The sequence below is a fragment of the Halobiforma lacisalsi AJ5 genome (genome assembly GCF_000226975.2).
Lineage (GTDB): Archaea > Halobacteriota > Halobacteria > Halobacteriales > Natrialbaceae > Natronobacterium > Natronobacterium lacisalsi.
Genome location: NZ_CP019285.1, coordinates 113,203 through 128,360 on the forward strand (window position 1 = coordinate 113,203; position 15,158 = coordinate 128,360).

The 15,158-nt window shown below is 68.1% G+C and carries 14 protein-coding genes; 6 read left to right on the plus strand and 8 right to left on the minus strand.

Annotated features, from left to right (window positions below; genetic code table 11):
- Positions 1-201 precede the first annotated feature (201 nt).
- The 4 genes from CHINAEXTREME_RS00480 (at position 202) to CHINAEXTREME_RS22485 (ending at position 3,003) form a co-directional block, all read left to right on the plus strand.
- Positions 202-1,680 carry a DUF373 family protein gene (locus CHINAEXTREME_RS00480; protein WP_007143773.1) on the plus strand — a complete coding sequence of 493 codons (1,479 nt, stop codon included), beginning with the start codon at positions 202-204 and terminating at the stop codon, positions 1,678-1,680.
- A gap of 45 nt (positions 1,681-1,725) precedes the next feature.
- On the plus strand, positions 1,726-2,454 hold the full coding sequence (locus CHINAEXTREME_RS00485; protein WP_007143772.1) for a diphthine--ammonia ligase: 729 nt from the start codon (positions 1,726-1,728) through the stop codon (positions 2,452-2,454).
- Between the two features lie 80 nt (positions 2,455-2,534).
- Positions 2,535-2,924 (plus strand): DUF892 family protein, encoded by a 390-nt coding sequence (locus CHINAEXTREME_RS00490; RefSeq protein ID WP_238593328.1) that lies wholly within the window; start codon positions 2,535-2,537, stop codon positions 2,922-2,924.
- Positions 2,857-3,003, plus strand: a complete 147-nt coding sequence (locus tag CHINAEXTREME_RS22485; protein WP_338013395.1) for a DUF892 family protein — start codon at positions 2,857-2,859, stop codon at positions 3,001-3,003. The genes CHINAEXTREME_RS00490 and CHINAEXTREME_RS22485 overlap by 68 nt, the downstream gene beginning before the upstream one ends.
- Before the next feature lie 38 nt (positions 3,004-3,041).
- On the opposite strand, the gene CHINAEXTREME_RS00495 is transcribed toward CHINAEXTREME_RS22485, so the two are convergent.
- From CHINAEXTREME_RS00495 to pyk, 3 genes are all read right to left on the minus strand, one after another.
- Positions 3,042-3,752, minus strand: a complete 711-nt coding sequence (locus CHINAEXTREME_RS00495) for a hypothetical protein (RefSeq protein ID WP_044961532.1) — start codon at positions 3,750-3,752, stop codon at positions 3,042-3,044.
- 108 nt (positions 3,753-3,860) lie between these two features.
- Entirely contained in the window at positions 3,861-4,325 is a 465-nt protein-coding gene (locus tag CHINAEXTREME_RS00500; RefSeq protein ID WP_007143769.1) for a DUF7312 domain-containing protein, read from the minus strand.
- Positions 4,326-4,381: 56 nt separating this feature from the next.
- Positions 4,382-6,199, minus strand: a complete 1,818-nt coding sequence (gene pyk, locus CHINAEXTREME_RS00505; RefSeq protein ID WP_007143768.1) for a pyruvate kinase — start codon at positions 6,197-6,199, stop codon at positions 4,382-4,384.
- Positions 6,200-6,316: 117 nt separating this feature from the next.
- On the opposite strand from pyk, the gene CHINAEXTREME_RS00510 reads away from it, so the two are divergent.
- Positions 6,317-6,604, plus strand: coding sequence for a GYD domain-containing protein (locus CHINAEXTREME_RS00510; RefSeq protein WP_029601482.1), 288 nt, complete (start codon positions 6,317-6,319; stop codon positions 6,602-6,604).
- Between the two features lie 82 nt (positions 6,605-6,686).
- Here CHINAEXTREME_RS00510 and fdhF read toward each other — a convergent pair whose 3' ends face one another.
- On the minus strand, positions 6,687-8,774 hold the full coding sequence (gene fdhF / locus CHINAEXTREME_RS00515; RefSeq protein ID WP_007143766.1) for a formate dehydrogenase subunit alpha: 2,088 nt from the start codon (positions 8,772-8,774) through the stop codon (positions 6,687-6,689).
- A gap of 229 nt (positions 8,775-9,003) precedes the next feature.
- Between fdhF and CHINAEXTREME_RS00520 the strand changes: the two genes are divergently transcribed.
- Entirely contained in the window at positions 9,004-10,719 is a 1,716-nt protein-coding gene (locus CHINAEXTREME_RS00520; RefSeq protein ID WP_007143765.1) for a formate--tetrahydrofolate ligase, read from the plus strand.
- 50 nt (positions 10,720-10,769) lie between these two features.
- On the opposite strand, the gene metG is transcribed toward CHINAEXTREME_RS00520, so the two are convergent.
- From metG to mfnA, 4 genes are all read right to left on the minus strand, one after another.
- On the minus strand, positions 10,770-12,893 hold the full coding sequence (gene metG, locus CHINAEXTREME_RS00525) for a methionine--tRNA ligase (RefSeq protein WP_007143764.1): 2,124 nt from the start codon (positions 12,891-12,893) through the stop codon (positions 10,770-10,772).
- Between the two features lie 269 nt (positions 12,894-13,162).
- Positions 13,163-13,483, minus strand: a complete 321-nt coding sequence (locus CHINAEXTREME_RS00530) for a hypothetical protein (protein WP_007143763.1) — start codon at positions 13,481-13,483, stop codon at positions 13,163-13,165.
- A gap of 98 nt (positions 13,484-13,581) precedes the next feature.
- Positions 13,582-13,797, minus strand: a complete 216-nt coding sequence (locus CHINAEXTREME_RS00535) for a YgaP family membrane protein (protein ID WP_007143762.1) — start codon at positions 13,795-13,797, stop codon at positions 13,582-13,584.
- Positions 13,798-13,907: 110 nt separating this feature from the next.
- Positions 13,908-15,053, minus strand: a complete 1,146-nt coding sequence (gene mfnA / locus CHINAEXTREME_RS00540; RefSeq protein WP_007143761.1) for a tyrosine decarboxylase MfnA — start codon at positions 15,051-15,053, stop codon at positions 13,908-13,910.
- Positions 15,054-15,158 lie beyond the last annotated feature (105 nt).

Genomic DNA, 15,158 nt, shown 5'->3' on the forward strand with positions numbered 1-15,158 from the left:
GCGGCGCCGATCGCGTCGTATCGTTTTCAGGCGGCCGCGTCCCGACGACTGCTAGACGTGCGAAGGTTGGCCGAACCGCTGGTACACGTTTCTTCTCTGGCGTCTCGAGGGGGTCGAACCCGGTTCAGGCCTCGGTCCGGCACGGCGCTCGGGTCGAACGAGTAAGTGGGTTTTATCGTCACACAGCAAGGAACGACTACCGTGTCAACGCTGGTCGTCTGTCTCGACCGGACCGACGACGTGGGCCGCAAGACCGGACTCCGGTCCCCTATCGTCGGCTGGGAGGCAGTTCGCGCGCTCGTGACGGATATCGGGCTCGCGGATCCGGAGGATTCGGGAGTCAACTCCCTGCTCGAGACGCTACGGGTCGCCCAGGACCTGCGCGACGAGAACGAGGACACCGTCGTCGCGGTTGTCTCGGGGGATCGGGAGTCGATGGTGTCGGCCGACAGAGCAGTCGCTCGCCAACTCGACGAACTCATCGCCGAGCACGATCCCGACTCGGCGGTGGTCGTCATCGACAGCGCGGAAGACGAACGGCTGGTCCCGATCGTCGAGAGCCGCGTTCAGGTCGACTCCGTCGATCGAGTGGTCGTTCGCCAGGCCCGGGACATCGAGTCCACCTACTACCTGCTGAAGCAGTTTCTCGCCGACGAGGAGCTACGCCAGACGATCCTCGTCCCGCTCGGGCTGACCCTGCTCGTGTTCCCGATGCTCGCGACCGTCGTCGGTCCGGCCGAGGGCGCAGCCGCGATCACGACCGTCATCGGCCTTTTCCTGCTGTACAAGGGGTTCAACGTCGACGAGATCGTGACCGGCGTCGCCCACCAGGCCCGGGAGGCGCTGTACTCCGGCCAGGTGTCGGTCGTCACCTACGTCGTCGCCGCCGGGCTGACGCTGGTCGGGCTGTTCGCCGGCGCACTCGGGGTCTCGAACCTCGGGGATCCCCAGAGCGTAGTCGTGCTGACGATGCAGTTCCTCTTCGACAGCGTGCCGTGGCTCGCGATGGCCGGGATCACGGCCAGCGCCGGCCGCCTGCTGGACGAGGTGATCAGTGAGGAACCGGTCCGGCAGTCCTACCTCAACCTCCCGTTTATCTTGCTTGCGGTCGCGCTGGTGCTTCGCGGGTTCTCGGCGTACTTCCTCGAGCAACAGGGGGTGATCGGATCGCTCGAGGTACCGTCGGCCGTCTACGGCCCGCTGGCCATCGAAGGGTTTGCGCTGGCAGTGGAGGAACGGCTGGTGCTGTACGTCGCGACTGCGATCGCGGTGAGCCTCGTCGGGGCCCGAGTCGCCTCGTCGCTGAGCGGCACGGACGACCTCGAGGTGAGCGAGGAGAGCGGGTCGAACGCGGAAGCGGAGGCCGATGTGGAGTCGGGGCTGACGGACGGCGGTCCGGAGCCGGTGGGTCCGAACGCCGACGGAGGCGTCGAGACGGTTCGTGGAGGCAGTTCCGGTTCCGGTTCCGGTTCCGGTGTCGATACCGGAACTGGGACAGAAGCCGACGGACGCCCCGAGCCCCGTCCGGAAACAGAAACGGAGACGGAGACGGAGACGGAGACGGAGACGGAGCCATCGAGGTCCGACTCCAACGCCGACGTCGAACCTGACTCGAGCGTGCAGGGCGACGAGACCGATCCGGAGGGCGAGAGGGAAAGCGAAGGCGACGACTCCCGATAACCGACGACTCGTCATCCCTTTACCCTCGGCCCCCAACCCTCGAGCATGAGCGACAACGGCGCGTGGGTGAGCCTCTTCTCGGGCGGCAAGGACTCCTCGTGGGCGCTGTACCGGGCGCTGGAGGAGGGACTCGACGTGCGACGGCTCGTCACCGTCCACCCCGACGGCGACTCCTACATGTACCACGTCCCGGCGACTGATCTTGCCGCCCTGGCGGCCGAGAGCATCGGCATCGAACTCCTCGAGGTCGAGCCCGACGACTTCGAGGCCGACGCGGCGACCGACTCGAGCGTGCAGGGCGACGACGAACTCGAACCGCTCGAGGCCGCACTGCAGGATCTCGACGACGACCTCGAGGGGGGTATCGCCGGCGTCACGGCGGGCGCAGTCGAGAGCGAGTACCAGACGAGTCGGATCGAGGGAATGTGCGACCGGCTGGGCTGTGAGCTGTTCGCCCCGCTCTGGCAGGAAGATCCCCGCAAGTTGGCCAACGCGATGCTCGAGGCCGGTTTCGAGATCGAGATCATCCAGGTCGCGGCCCACGGCCTGGACGAGTCCTGGCTCGGCCGCACCCTCGATCGGGCGGCGCTTGCGGACCTCGAGCGCCTCAACGAGGAGTACGGCGTCCACGTGCTAGGGGAAGGCGGCGAGTTCGAGACGCTGGTCGTGGACGCCCCACACATGGATCGGCGGATCGACCTCGAGTACGAGACGGAGTGGGAGGGGACTCGCGGCCGACTGCGGATTACGGACGCACGACTCGAGGACGCCTGACCGGCAGCCACGCGCGGAACCCGAGGCGTTTCAGGCGACGGGCCAACCCCCTTGCGCTTCCGAGTGGAGACGTCCACCGGATGCTCGACAACGAACGCGACCTCTTCGTCCGGACGCTCGAGGAACTGTACCACCTGGAACGGGAACTCGAGGAGTTCCAGCCGGCACTCGCGGAGGCCGCGACCGACGAGGAACTGGAGGAGTTCTACATGGCTCACGGCGAGCGGACGACGGAGCAGGTCGGCCGGCTCGAGCCGAGATTCGACGCCATCGAGGTGGAGGTCGAACCAGGTCCTGTCGAGAGCCCATCCCTCGACGGACTCCGGAGAGCGCGAGGACCTCGTCGACGATCTGCAAGACCCCAACTTGGGCGACCTCGTCGAGGCGGAACTGGGACGTTCGATCGAACGCCTCGAGATCAGCAAACTCGAGACGCTGTTGACACTCGCGCAGCGAACCGACCTCCCTAGCGAGGTCGTCGAACCGCTCGAGACGACGAAGACGGAAGCCGAAAACGGGCTCGAGCGACTCCAGGATCTATCCCTGTAAGTCGACCCGGCCTCGGGGTTCACGCCAGCGGCTGCCGCTCACTCCGACTCGAGGCCGCCGGGTTCCCGGATCGCGAGGACCGCACGGCGCTCGTCCTCGTCGGTCCCGTGCCACCACGCGATGCGATCGAGGTCGATCGGCCGGTACGTCGAGACGACGGATAGCCACTCGCAGGAGGCGATCGTCCGGCGTGGCTCGCTCGTATCGATCGGCGAGGACTCGAGGTCGGCGTCGAGGTCCTCGAGGAAGGCGACGACGGTCGGATCCGGCCGCACCGCGTCGACGCCCGCGAACTGTCTGAGGTACTGGAAGGTCGCGGGGCCGACGCCGGAGATCGATCCGATCGGATCCTCGGCGTACCGGTAGTGGTCGGCCTCGGCCGCCCACGCCTCGAGTGCGGCGAGGTCGTCGTCCTCGGGGCGGTCGGCGAGTGTGGCCGCGGCCTCGAGCAATACCCGGCGTTTCCGCTGTGCGCCGAACGCCGCCACGAGTTCCTCGTTCTCGAGGTCGATGGCCGCGAGGTCGGCGAACGAGCGGACCCGGCCGGTTTCGACGAACGCCTCGCGGAACCGTTCGACGGTCGGGTAGATCCCGGCGCGGAACCCCTGTCCGGTCGTCGAGGCGGCCGCCTCCGCAAGCAGCAGACGGGGGTCGTCGCCGGTCCAGCGATCGTGCTCGAGGAACGCCCGCGAGAGGCTCTCGTAGGGAACGTCCGCGGCGTACCGGTCGAGGGCCGACTGGACGGACATCGGTTCGTTTCGACACATCACACGGTGTACCTATAGCTGTTGTGTCGATTCGATAGCCGTTCGAGCCGTTAGGCACGAATCGGACGGACCGGATCAAAGCGGTACGAGTCAGAGCGGTAACGCGACCAGCCGAGCGATCACGAGCATCATCGCGAGCGCACCGAGGACGACGAACACCGCGTTCTCGAGGTCGGGATCGCCGGCTTCGATCGGGGTCGAGCCCGGTTCGGGCGTGTACTGGTCGTCGGGTTCGTCCTCGGCGGGGTCGCGAGCCGATTCCTCGTCACTCGAGAGGTCCATGCGGATCCGGTCGTGGGCGCGCTCACGATCAGGATCAGGATCATGATCATGATCGCCGTCGATCCCATCGGGGCTCGAGCGTGGTACGTTCGCGTCCGAGTTCCGATTCGTGCTCGTGTTCCCGTTCCCGTTCTCGGTTACGTTCCCGTTCTCGGTTACGTTCGAACCCGAATTCGGATCCACACCCGCGTCCGACGGATGAGAGGGCGGCCGGTCGGGTCGGTTCTCGCCGTCTCCCCCGCGGCCATCCGTTCCGGTCCCGTCGTCTGCCATGCACGTTCGTAATAGACCTGCAGTCAAAAACCCGTGGGACGCAGGTCGGGATCGCTTCAGGTGCGTTCCGTTCGGTCGCCGATTTCGCCGCGGTAGACGACCCCGCGCTCGGCGTCGAGCGTCACCGTCGTCCCGACGTCGGTCTCGGAGACCTCCGCGTCGCTGATCATCGGGATATCCATCTCGCGAGCGACCAGCGCGGGGTAGCCGGTCATCCCGCGCTGGGCGTTGAGGATACCGCCGATCTTGCTCACGTCGCCGTCGAACTCCTCGTCGAAGTCCGCCGGGAGTGCGAGGATAGCGCCCTCGGGGACCTCGGAGAGGTCGCCGTCCGTCGTGCGTGCGATCGGCCCCGTTGCCCGGCCGTCGACGACGACCCGACCGGTCGTCAGCGCCTCCGCGGCGACGTGGACCTTCATCATGTTCGTCGTGCTCGCACCCTCGAGGTCGGTCATCATGCCACAGAGGACGACGACCGTATCGCCGCTGTCGGCGACGCCGGCGTCGAGCGCGGCCTGGACTGCCTTCTCGACGACGGCGTCGGCCCCCTGGTCGGAAACCCGGGCGTACAGCGGGGTGACGCCCCACGAGAGCGCGAGCCGACGGCGCACCTCGTGGTTCTGTGTGGAGGCGACGACGGGGACGCCGGGCCGATACTTGGCCGTCTTCAGGGCCGTGTAGCCGGACTCGGTGGCCGCGACGACGGCCTCCGCGCCGACGTCGCGGGCGAGAAAGCGGGCCGAGCGCGCGAGCGCGTCCGTCCGGGCCTCCCCTGCGGTCGGGACGCGCTGCTCGAGCAGTTCCTCGTACTCCTCGGAGTTCTCGACCTGGCGGACGATGCTGTCCATCGCATCGACGACGGCGACGGGGTGGTCGCCGATCGCGGTCTCGCCCGAGAGCATCACGGCGTCGGTGCCGTCGAGGACGGCATTCGCCACGTCCGACGCCTCGGCCCGCGTCGGGCGGCGAGCCGTGACCATCGAGTCGAGCATCTCCGTGGCGGTGATGACGGGCGATCCGGCCTCCCGACACTTGCGGATGATCCGCTTCTGGATCATGGGGACGTCCTCCATCGGACACTCGACGCCCAGGTCGCCGCGGGCGACCATCACGCCGTAGGCGGCCTCGATGATCTCGTCCAGGTTCTCGACCGCGCCCGCCCGCTCGATCTTGGCGACGATCGGGATGTCGGCGCCTAACTCATCGAGGACCTCGTTGACCGCGTAGACGTCCTCGGCGTCCCGGACGAAACTCGCGGCCACGAAGTCGACCTCCTTCTCGGCGGCGAGTTCGAGATCCTTCCGGTCGCTCTCGGTGACGACGTCGAGGTCGAGGTCGACGCCGGGGACGTTGACCCCCTTCCGGCCGCCCAGTTCGCCGCCGGTGTCGACGCGGGCGAGGACGGCGTCCTCGCGCTCTCGCGAGTCCCGTTCGCTCGAGGAGTTCGAAGCGTGTCGCTCCTCGCTCTCCAGGTCCGTGTCGACGACGGTTGTCTCGATCAGCCCGTCGTCGAGCAGGATGCGGTCCCCGGGCTCGACGGCGTCGATCGGAAGCGAGAGCCCGACCGTATCCGGAGCCACCTCGTCGCCCTCGACGAAGCGGATCTCGGAGTCGGTCTCGAGGGTGACGGTCTCGCCCTCCGTGAGGGGTGCGGTGCGGATCTCGGGGCCCTGCATGTCGAGCATGACGGCGACCGGTTCGTCGCGCTTCTCGTCGACGCTGCGGACGCGGTCGATGAGGTCGGCCCGATCCTCGCGGCTGCCGTGGCTCGCGTTCAGCCGGGCGACCGACATGCCGGCTTCGGCGAGGTCCCGGATCGTGCGCCGGTCGCTCGAGGCCGGCCCCAGGGTACAGACGATCTTCGCGTTTCTCATGGGCCGAAATAGCGCGAGCACCCCCAAAAAGCCTCTTCTTTACTCGGTCTCGAGTTCGGATTTCTGCCGTCCTGTGCCACGTGAACCGTTTTCCGTCGACCGGTGTTGCGAACGAACGTGCCCACGTACGTGTCCCTCATCGACGTCACCGATCGCGAGGTCCAGAACACGCAGGAACTCGCCTCGATCTGGGGCGAGATTCGGACGGAGTTCGAGCAACACGAGGCCGAACTCGTGGACTCCTACGCCATCCTCGGGCAACACGACTTCCTGGTGATCTTCGACGCGGACGACCACGAGTCGGCGTTCAAGTCGGCGCTGACGCTTCGCCGGCACGGGCTCGCCGGCGAGACGATGGAGATCGTCGACACTGACGACTTCTCGCACCTGGTCGACGAGATCTAGCTCTCGCGACCGGAGCCGGACCGACGGCGGCTCGAGGGTGATCGGGTGTCCGCCTCGAACTCTCGGGCGGGCGACGACGAACTCAGACCCGCTCGACCGTCACCGCGCTGTGTTTGTATTCCGGGATCTTCGCCACCGGATCGAGCGCGTCGCCGGTGAGGACGTTGATCAACGGCTCCGCGTAGTGGAACGTGGTGAAGACTGTCCCCCGCGTGATCGACGGCGTCACCTCCGCCGCGACCGTCACGGCTCCGCGTTCGTTCGAGAGGCGTACCTCGTCGCCGTCCTCGATCCCCCGCGCGTCGGCGTCGTCGGGGTGGAGCTGGACGACGTCCTCGCCGCGCAGTCGCATCAGGGTCCCCGAGCGGCGGGTGAGCGCGCCGCTGTTGAAGTGCTGGAGCACCCGGCCCGTCGTGAGCACCAGCTGGTCGTCCGCGAGGTCGTCGGCCGGCGGGACGTGGTCGACGGGGGCCAGCTCCGTCCGCCGGTCGCCGCTCGCGAACTCCCCTTCGTGGAGCACGTCGGTTCCCGACTCGGCCCCGGCCGGGAACGGCCATCGCTGGTAGCCCTCGCCGATCTCCCCGTAGGACATACCGCCGTAGATCGGCGTCACCTCGGTCAGTTCCGCGAAGACGTCCGCGGGACCGTCGTAGTCGAACGCGAGGTCGGGGCCGGTGAGCCGCCGGCCGACCTCCTGCAGGATCTCGAGGTCGCGACGCGCCTCGCCGGGCGGGTCGGCGCTCGGCCGCATCCGCTGGACCCGGCGATCGGTGTTCGTGACCGTGCCCGCCTTTTCAGCCCACGAGCTACCCGGGAGGACGACGTCCGCGAGCTCTGCGGTCTCGGTCTCGAAGAGGTCGATGACGGCGAGGAAGTCGAGGTCGGCGAGCGCGTCGGCGACCTCGTTCGCGTTCGGTTCGGTGACGGCGGGGTTCTCGCCGAAGACGACGGCCGCACGGACCCCGTCGTCGCCGACCGAGCGGGCCCACTCGACCTGGGTTCGACCGGGTTCGGCTGGCGGTTCGAACCCCCAGACCTCGGCGCAGCGATCCCGGGCATCGGCGTCGGTGACGGGGTCATATCCCGGAAGGTCGCCCGGTCGTGCGCCGACGTCGTTGGCCCCCTGGACGTTGTTCTGGCCCCGCAACGGGTTGATCCCGGTCCCCGGCTTCCCGACGTTGCCGGTGAGGACGGCGAGGTTGATCAGCGCGTGGACGTTGTCCGTCCCGCAGTGGTGCTGGCTCATTCCCATCCCCGTGAACGCGGCCGCGCGGTCGGCCTCGCCGTATGCTCGTGCCGCCGCCCGCAGGTCGTCCGGATCGACGCCCGCCTCGCGTGCGTTGGCCTCGACGTCGACGTCCTCGAGGTGGGCCTCGAACGCCGCCCGGCCCTCGGCGCGCTCGTCGAGGAACGCCTCGTCGACCAGTTCCTCCTCGACGACGACCTTCGCCATCGCGTTCAACAGCGGGATGTCGTAGCCGGGCGTGACCGGCAGGTGGACGTCGGCCTCCGCGGTCGTCGCGTTCTCGCGGGGATCGACGTGGATCAGCGTCGTGCCGTCGTCGACCGCCGGGGAGAGGTACGACTGGAACGCGATCGGGTGCTGTTCGGCCGGGTTCGCGCCACAGACGAGGAAGGCGTCGGCCTCGCCGACGTCCTCGAGCGTGTTGGTCATCGCGCCGGCTCCGAATCGTTCGACCATCGCCGCCACCGTCGAAGAGTGACAGAGCCGCGCGCAGTTGTCGACGTTGTTCGTGCCCAGCGCGCGAGCGATCTTCTGGACCAGGTAGTTCTCCTCGTTGGTGCAACTCGAGGATGCGAAGAACGCGACCGACTCCGGGCCGTGTTCGTCGACGACCTCGCGGACGCCGGCTTCGATTCGCTCGAGTGCTTCCTCCCACGGCGCGACGACGTGGGTGCCGGACTCGCGGACGAGCGGTCGGACGAGGCGCTTCTCGTGGCGGACGGGTTCGAAGGCGGCGACGCCTTTCGGACAGACCTCGCCGCGCTGGTTGACCGACCCCTTCCAGCCGGTCGCCTTGTCGCCGTTCGCGTGTTCGATCCCGCAGCCGACCCCGCAGAACGGGCAGACGCTCTTGCTGGACTCGAACTCCGGGGGGTCCGGGTCCGACCCCAGGAACGGACTCGGCGGATCGTCGGCGGTTCCCATACGCGGTCGTTCGGGCGGAATCGCGGTTAAGTGTACCTCCGATTCCGAGCGGGCGACAACGCGGACAAGGGCGGGGTCGGTGGGACCGGCGCGGGCCGACCCACGAGGAACGACCAGGACCGTTCGGCGATGTACACGTTCGCTGAACGGCCCACAAGACGACACACGTGTTCCCATGCCGTGGTAATCAGGTGGAGTATTTGACTCCGAGCGCGGCGAAGCGACTCGTATGTCAACGCCACCGCCGGAGCAGACGATCCCATCGGACGCGGAGATCGCCCGAAACGCGACGAAACGGCCGATCGAGGAGGTCGTCGCACCGCTCGGCCTCGAGCCCGCGGACCTCGAGACGTACGGCGACCACGTCGCCAAACTCTCCCCGGAGACGACGGCCAGGCTCGCCGACCGGGAGCGCGACGCGCGGTACGTACTCGTTACCGGGATGACACCGACACCCCGCGGCGAGGGGAAGACGGTGACGAACGTCGGGCTCGCCCAGGCGTTCGATCGCCTCGGGAAGACGGCGGTCGCGGCGGTCCGGGAGCCGTCACTGGGCCCCGTCTTCGGCATCAAGGGCGGCGCAGCGGGCGGCGGCTACTCGCAGGTGCTCCCGATGGAGGACATCAACCTCCACTTCACGGGCGATCTGCACGCGATCACGTCGGCGCACAACCTCATCTCGGCGACGCTGGACAACCACGTCCACCAGGGCAACGACGCGGGGATCGACGTCACCGAGGTCGTCTGGCCGCGGGCGATCGACGCCAACGACCGGGCGCTACGCGAGACCGTCGTCGGCCTCGGCGGCTCGACGAACGGCCCGCCCCGCGAGGGCGGGTTCGTCCTGACCGCGGCCTCGGAACTGATGGCCGTCCTCTGTCTCGCGGACGGCGTCGCCGACCTCAAAGCGCGGATCGGCCGCATCGTCGTCGCCTACGACGCCGACGACGAGCCCGTGACGGTCGACGACCTCGGCGTCACCGGCGCGGTCGCCGTCCTGCTCAAGGACGCGTTCCAGCCTAACGTCGTCGGCACCATCGAGGGCACCCCGGCGTTCGTCCACGGCGGTCCGTTCGCGAACATCGCCCACGGAACGAACTCGATCGTCGCCGACGCGGTCGGCGGCGCGCTGGCCGACTACGTCGTCACCGAGGCCGGCTTCGGCGCCGACCTCGGCGCCGAGAAGTTCTTCGACATCGTCGCGCCCGCCGCCGACATCGAACCCGCGGCCGCGACGCTCGTCGTCTCCGTCCGCGCGCTGAAGTACCACGGGAAGGACATGTGGCCGGTCGAGTTCGACGACCTCGAGGAACCCGACGTCGACGCGGTCCGTGCTGGCTTCGAGAACCTCGACCGGCACGTCTCGGTTCTGCAGAAGTACGGCGTCCCCGTCGTCGTCGTGGTCAACCGGTTCCCCGGCGATACCGACGAGGAGGTCGACGCGATCCTTGAGCACTGCCGGGAGGACCTCGGCGTCCGGGCGGCCGAATCGACCGTCTACCGGGACGGCGGCGAGGGCGGGGTCGGCCTCGCGAAGGCCGTCGACGCTGCCGTCGCGGACCACGACGGCGAGTTCGCGCCGCTATACGACCGGGACGCCCCAGTCGAGGAGAAGATCCGAACCGTCGCGACCGAGGTGTACGGCGCCGACGGCGTCACCTTCACGTCGGACGCCCGCGACGACCTCGAGCGCCTCGAGCGGGTCGACCTCGAGCGAGCGCCGGTCTGTCTCTCGAAGACGCCCTACTCCTTCAGCGACGATCCGTCGAAAAACGGCGCGCCGGAGGGGTGGGAACTGACGGTACGCGAACTGCGCCCGTCGGCGGGCGCAGGCTTCGTCGTCGCGCTCACCGGCGACGTGCTCACGATGCCGGGGCTGCCGTCCGATCCGGCCGCGCTCGAGATGGACCTCGAAGCGGACGGGACGGTGACGGGGCTGTTCTAGACGGAAAACAGTGGGGCACCCGCCTCACTGTGGGCGGGACGCTGTACCGATTACTGCACCTTCTCGCCGACTTCAGCGTCCCCGTGAGTCGTCAACAGGTCCGCCTCGTCGCCCGCGGCGAGGATCATCCCGTTGGACTCGACGCCGAACAGTTCGGCGGGCTCCATGTTCGCAAGCAGGATGCACTTCTCGCCAGGGAGTTCGTCGAGGTCGTGGAGTTGCTTGATACCCGCGACGACCTGGCGGGTCTCGAAGCCGATGTCGACCTCGAGGCGCGCGAGGTCGTCCGCTCCCTCGATGCCTTCGGCGGTCTCGATGCGGCCGACGCGCATGTCGACGTCCTGGAACTCCTCGAAGCCGATACGATCCTCGGCCAGCGGCTCGAGGTCGTCTACGTCTGCCATGTCGTCGGCTTCGTCCCCGGTGGTGTCGTCGTTTTCGGTTTCCTCGTCGCCTTCGTCTTCCTCTTCCCCGTCGTCCGCCGCGGCAGCCACCCGCTCCTCGAGTTTCTCGTTGAGTTCCGCGACCCGGTCGTCCTCGATCTTCTCGAAGAGTTCGCCGGGCTCCTCGAAGGTCCGCGGCGGGGCCTCGAGGGCGTGCTCGAGGTGGGCGTCGGCGATTTCGCCGTCCTCGCCCAGTTGCTCCCACAGTCTCTGGGCCTTGTCGGGGGCAATGGGCTCGAGGAGGACGGCGACGGCCTTGGCGATCTGGACGCAGTCGCGGATGACCTGTGCGGCCTGCTCGGGATCGTCGTCGGTGAGCTTCCAGGGCTCGTTGCGCTGGATGTACTCGTTGCCGAACTGGGCCAGTTCCCTGGCCGCCGCGCCGACGCCGCGCAGCGAGTAGTCGTTGACCGCCTCGCGGACGTCCTCGATCGCGCCGTTGATCCGGTTCTCGACGTCCTCGGAGACGTCCGCTTTGGGCGTCCCCTCGTAGTTGCGGTAGGCAAAGAGCAGCGAGCGGTACCAGAAGTTGCCGACGGTCCCCACGAGCTCGCCGTTGACCTTCTCCTGGAAGGCGTCCCAGGAGAAGTCGACGTCCTGCTGGAGGCCGCCGGTCGTGGTGAGGTAGTACCGCAGCAGGTCGGGGTGGAACCCTTCCTCGAGGTACTCCCTGGCCCAGACCGCACGATTCCGGCTGGTCGAGAGGCCCTTGCCGTTGATAGTGATGAAACCGGTCGCGGCGACGCCCCGCGGTTTGTTGTAACCGGCACCCTCGAGCATCGCGGGCCAGAAGATGGTGTGGTGCTGGATGATGTCGCGGCCGATGAAGTGGACGATGTCGCCTTCCTCCCGCCAGACCTGTTCCCAGTCGTACTCGTCGCTGCCGACGCGCTCGGAGTACTGCTTGGTCGAGGAGATGTACTCGATCGGGGCGTCGACCCAGACGTAGAGGACGAGGTCCTCACCGTCTTCGCCATCGGTCCCGGGGTAGTCGATCCCCCAGTCCATGTCCCGCGTGATACACCAGTCCTGCAGGCCGTCTTCGATCCACTGTCGCGGCTGGTTGCGCGCGTTCGAGGTGCCCTCGAGGTCGTCGAGGAAGTCCGTCAGGAACTCAGCGAACTCCGAGACCTCGAAGAACTTGTGGGTTCGGTCGCGGTACTCCGCGGGGTTGCCCGTGATCGTACTGGTCGGGTCCTCGACCTCACCGGGCTCCAGGTGGCGCTGACAGCCCTCGTCGCACTCGTCGCCGCGGGCTTTCGCGCCACAGTAGGGGCAGGTCCCCTCGACGTAGCGGTCGGGGAGGTACTGGTCGGCGTCGGGGTCGTAGGCGACCTGGATCTCCTTCTCGTAGACGTACCCTTCCTCGTCGAGGGTGCGGACGATGTCCTGGGTGAGTTCGGTGTTGGTCTCGTCGTGGGTGTGTCCGTAGTTGTCGAACTCGACGTTGAACTTCGGGAACGTCTCCTCGTACTGTTCGTGCCATTCCAGCGCGAAGTCTTCGGGGTCGACGCCCTGCTGCTCGGCGTTGACGGCGACGGGCGTGCCGTGCATGTCCGAGCCGCAAACGTAGACGGATTGCTGGCCCAGGGTCCCCAGCGCGCGGTTGTAAGCGTCTGCGCCGATGTACCCCCGGAGGTGACCGATATGCAGGTCCCCGTTCGCGTACGGGAGGCCGCAGGTCACCACCGCGGGACGGTCCGTCGGAAACTCGTCGGGTCCGGTGCTCATGTACGTACTCTCTCGGTGGCGGGCGTAAAACCCGCCGGTTTTCGGTCGATTTCGCAAGCGATGCCGCTATCGGTCGGACCGCACGCGTCGGGTTTCGCGTTGCCCGCACCCGTATGATCGGGCTCGGTATCGATCCATGGCGACGCTCCCCCCGAGGACAGCGACGGCTACATCGGCATCGAGTAGAACGAGTCGACGGGCGGGAGATCCGTCATTCTCGAGTCCAGGTTACGGCCGAACGTGTATAACGGTTGCCATGCGACGGCAACTCAGCGGTCAATCGTCCAGACGTCCGCCAGCACGTCGTACCGGCCGCCGAGCAACAACATCGCGCCGAGGACGCCCGTACCGACGAACGCCACCGCGAACGTCGCCGTCGGCAACTCGAGGACGACGACCGCGGCGGTCCAGACCCAGACGAACCAGCCCAGCGCCTCCCAGGGGCGGCCGCCGTACAGCCGCCACAGCGACAGCGACAGCAGAAAGCCGCCGAACGCGGCCGCAACCAGGACGGGCTCGAGCGAGAGCGCCGCCGCGGTGGCAACGAGCACGAGGGAGCCGATGACGGCGACCGCGTCCAGTCGATCCATCGGGCGCTACTCCCGGCGCAGCGACAAAACGTGTATCGGTTCCGGCCGTCGATCCCGGCCGCGACTCGAGCGAACTCGGGAGTTCGAACGGCGACGGATCAGTCGCCGCAGGTATTGATTCCCAGCAGTCGGTACACCGGACAGAGCTGCGTCGCCCCCGTCCCCAGCAACACGACGCCGACGACGAGCGCGACGGCGCCGACGACGGGCGCGGTCGCCAGAACACCGCCGAGAGCGGCGATTCCGACGGCTGCGAGGACGGCACCCAGCGAGAGCCGAACGGTCCGATCGATCGAACAGACGTTCGTTTCCATACCACACGGTTCGGCGCGACGGTCGATAATAGGTGTGGTACGATCGTCGAATACTGTACGTCGAACGCTGAACACGAACGCTACCGCCCGGCGCGAACCGATCCGCGCCGTCACTCGCCGGGACTCGGAACCGCCCGCGCGGCCCGGGACTCGAGTCGATCCAGGTCCGCGAGGAACGACTCGAGCATCTCGCGGGTGACGTGGGGCATGCAGACGAACCGAACCCGCTCGTCGTCGCCGGTCCGGGAGAGACGCCACCCTTCCGCCCGGAGCGACTCGAACAGCCAAGTCGGGATCGACGCCGCGACCAGCGGCAGGACAGGCTCGACGACGTCGTACCCCCGGGACTCGAGTTGATCGGCGAGCCACTCGGCGTTGTGCTGTGAGCGGACGTACTGGTCGCGGTAGCCGTCGGGCCACAGTTCCTCCATCGCCGCGACCGCGCTGGCGACGCCCGCGCCCGATCTCGTTCCGGTGAGCGTCGCCTGCGAGGTCGACTCGAGGTAGGGCGTGTCGACGGCGAGTTCGTCGAGCAGGTCGGCCGAGCGCACGAGCAACCCACCGGCCGGGACGGCGGCCTGGCCCATCTTGTGCGGGTCGATCGCCATCGTGTCGACCGCGGCGTGGCCGAAGTGCCACTCGCGGTCGGTAAAGGGCAGGGCGAACCCGCCCCAGGCGGCGTCGACGTGCAACAGGGCGTCGACCGACGTGGCGATTTCGCCGAGTTCGGGGATCGGATCGACCCGGCCGTACTCGGTCGACCCCGCGACGCCGACCACGGCCGCGGTATCCTCGTCGACCGCGGCGCGGACGGCGTCGAGGTCCACGCGGTGATCCGAGGCCGTGGGAACGACCTCGAGGTCGACCTGCAGGAGGTCCGCGGCCTTCCGGAAGCTGAAGTGCGCCGATTCGGGGACGACGACGGACGGGCGATCAGTGCCACGGGCGGCACGCTCGCGGGCGATTCGCACGGCCTGGACGTTCGCCTCGGTCCCGCCGCTGGTGACGTAGCCGGTCGGCCCCCCGGACCCGTCCTCGTCAGCGGCTCCGATGGCGTCGGCCGTATCGATCTCGAGGCCGACGATCTCTCCGAGCATGGCGACGGCCCGGTCCTCGAGGGCGGCGGCGGTTTGATACGTGCCGGGGTCGCCGGGATTCGTCGCGAGGAACCGTTCTGCGGCCTCGCGGGCTGCCGGGTGCGGTTCGGTACACATCGAGGAGAGCACCCGGTCGAACGACTGTGGCTCGGCGCGCATATTATCGTAGACGGGAATCGGTCGGATATTCGTTGCGTTTCGAGACCCTACGAAACGTCCGGAAACGGGGAGGGAGTGGTCCCAGTCCGTGGGAGCGGAGTGCGG

What these genes read in the sequence shown, in the direction of transcription:
- fdhF (WP_007143766.1), bottom strand. Translation starts at nt 8,774, where the DNA reads ATGGGAACCGCCGACGATCCGCCGAGTCCGTTCCTGGGGTCGGACCCG.
- CHINAEXTREME_RS00535 (WP_007143762.1), bottom strand. Translation starts at nt 13,797, where the DNA reads ATGGAAACGAACGTCTGTTCGATCGATCGGACCGTTCGGCTCTCGCTG.
- CHINAEXTREME_RS00495 (WP_044961532.1), bottom strand. Translation starts at nt 3,752, where the DNA reads ATGTCCGTCCAGTCGGCCCTCGACCGGTACGCCGCGGACGTTCCCTAC.
- CHINAEXTREME_RS00530 (WP_007143763.1), bottom strand. Translation starts at nt 13,483, where the DNA reads ATGGATCGACTGGACGCGGTCGCCGTCATCGGCTCCCTCGTGCTCGTT.
- metG (WP_007143764.1), bottom strand. Translation starts at nt 12,893, where the DNA reads ATGAGCACCGGACCCGACGAGTTTCCGACGGACCGTCCCGCGGTGGTG.
- mfnA (WP_007143761.1), bottom strand. Translation starts at nt 15,053, where the DNA reads ATGCGCGCCGAGCCACAGTCGTTCGACCGGGTGCTCTCCTCGATGTGT.
- CHINAEXTREME_RS00500 (WP_007143769.1), bottom strand. Translation starts at nt 4,325, where the DNA reads ATGGCAGACGACGGGACCGGAACGGATGGCCGCGGGGGAGACGGCGAG.
- CHINAEXTREME_RS00485 (WP_007143772.1), top strand. Translation starts at nt 1,726, where the DNA reads ATGAGCGACAACGGCGCGTGGGTGAGCCTCTTCTCGGGCGGCAAGGAC.
- CHINAEXTREME_RS00520 (WP_007143765.1), top strand. Translation starts at nt 9,004, where the DNA reads ATGTCAACGCCACCGCCGGAGCAGACGATCCCATCGGACGCGGAGATC.
- CHINAEXTREME_RS00490 (WP_238593328.1), top strand. Translation starts at nt 2,535, where the DNA reads ATGCTCGACAACGAACGCGACCTCTTCGTCCGGACGCTCGAGGAACTG.
- pyk (WP_007143768.1), bottom strand. Translation starts at nt 6,199, where the DNA reads ATGAGAAACGCGAAGATCGTCTGTACCCTGGGGCCGGCCTCGAGCGAC.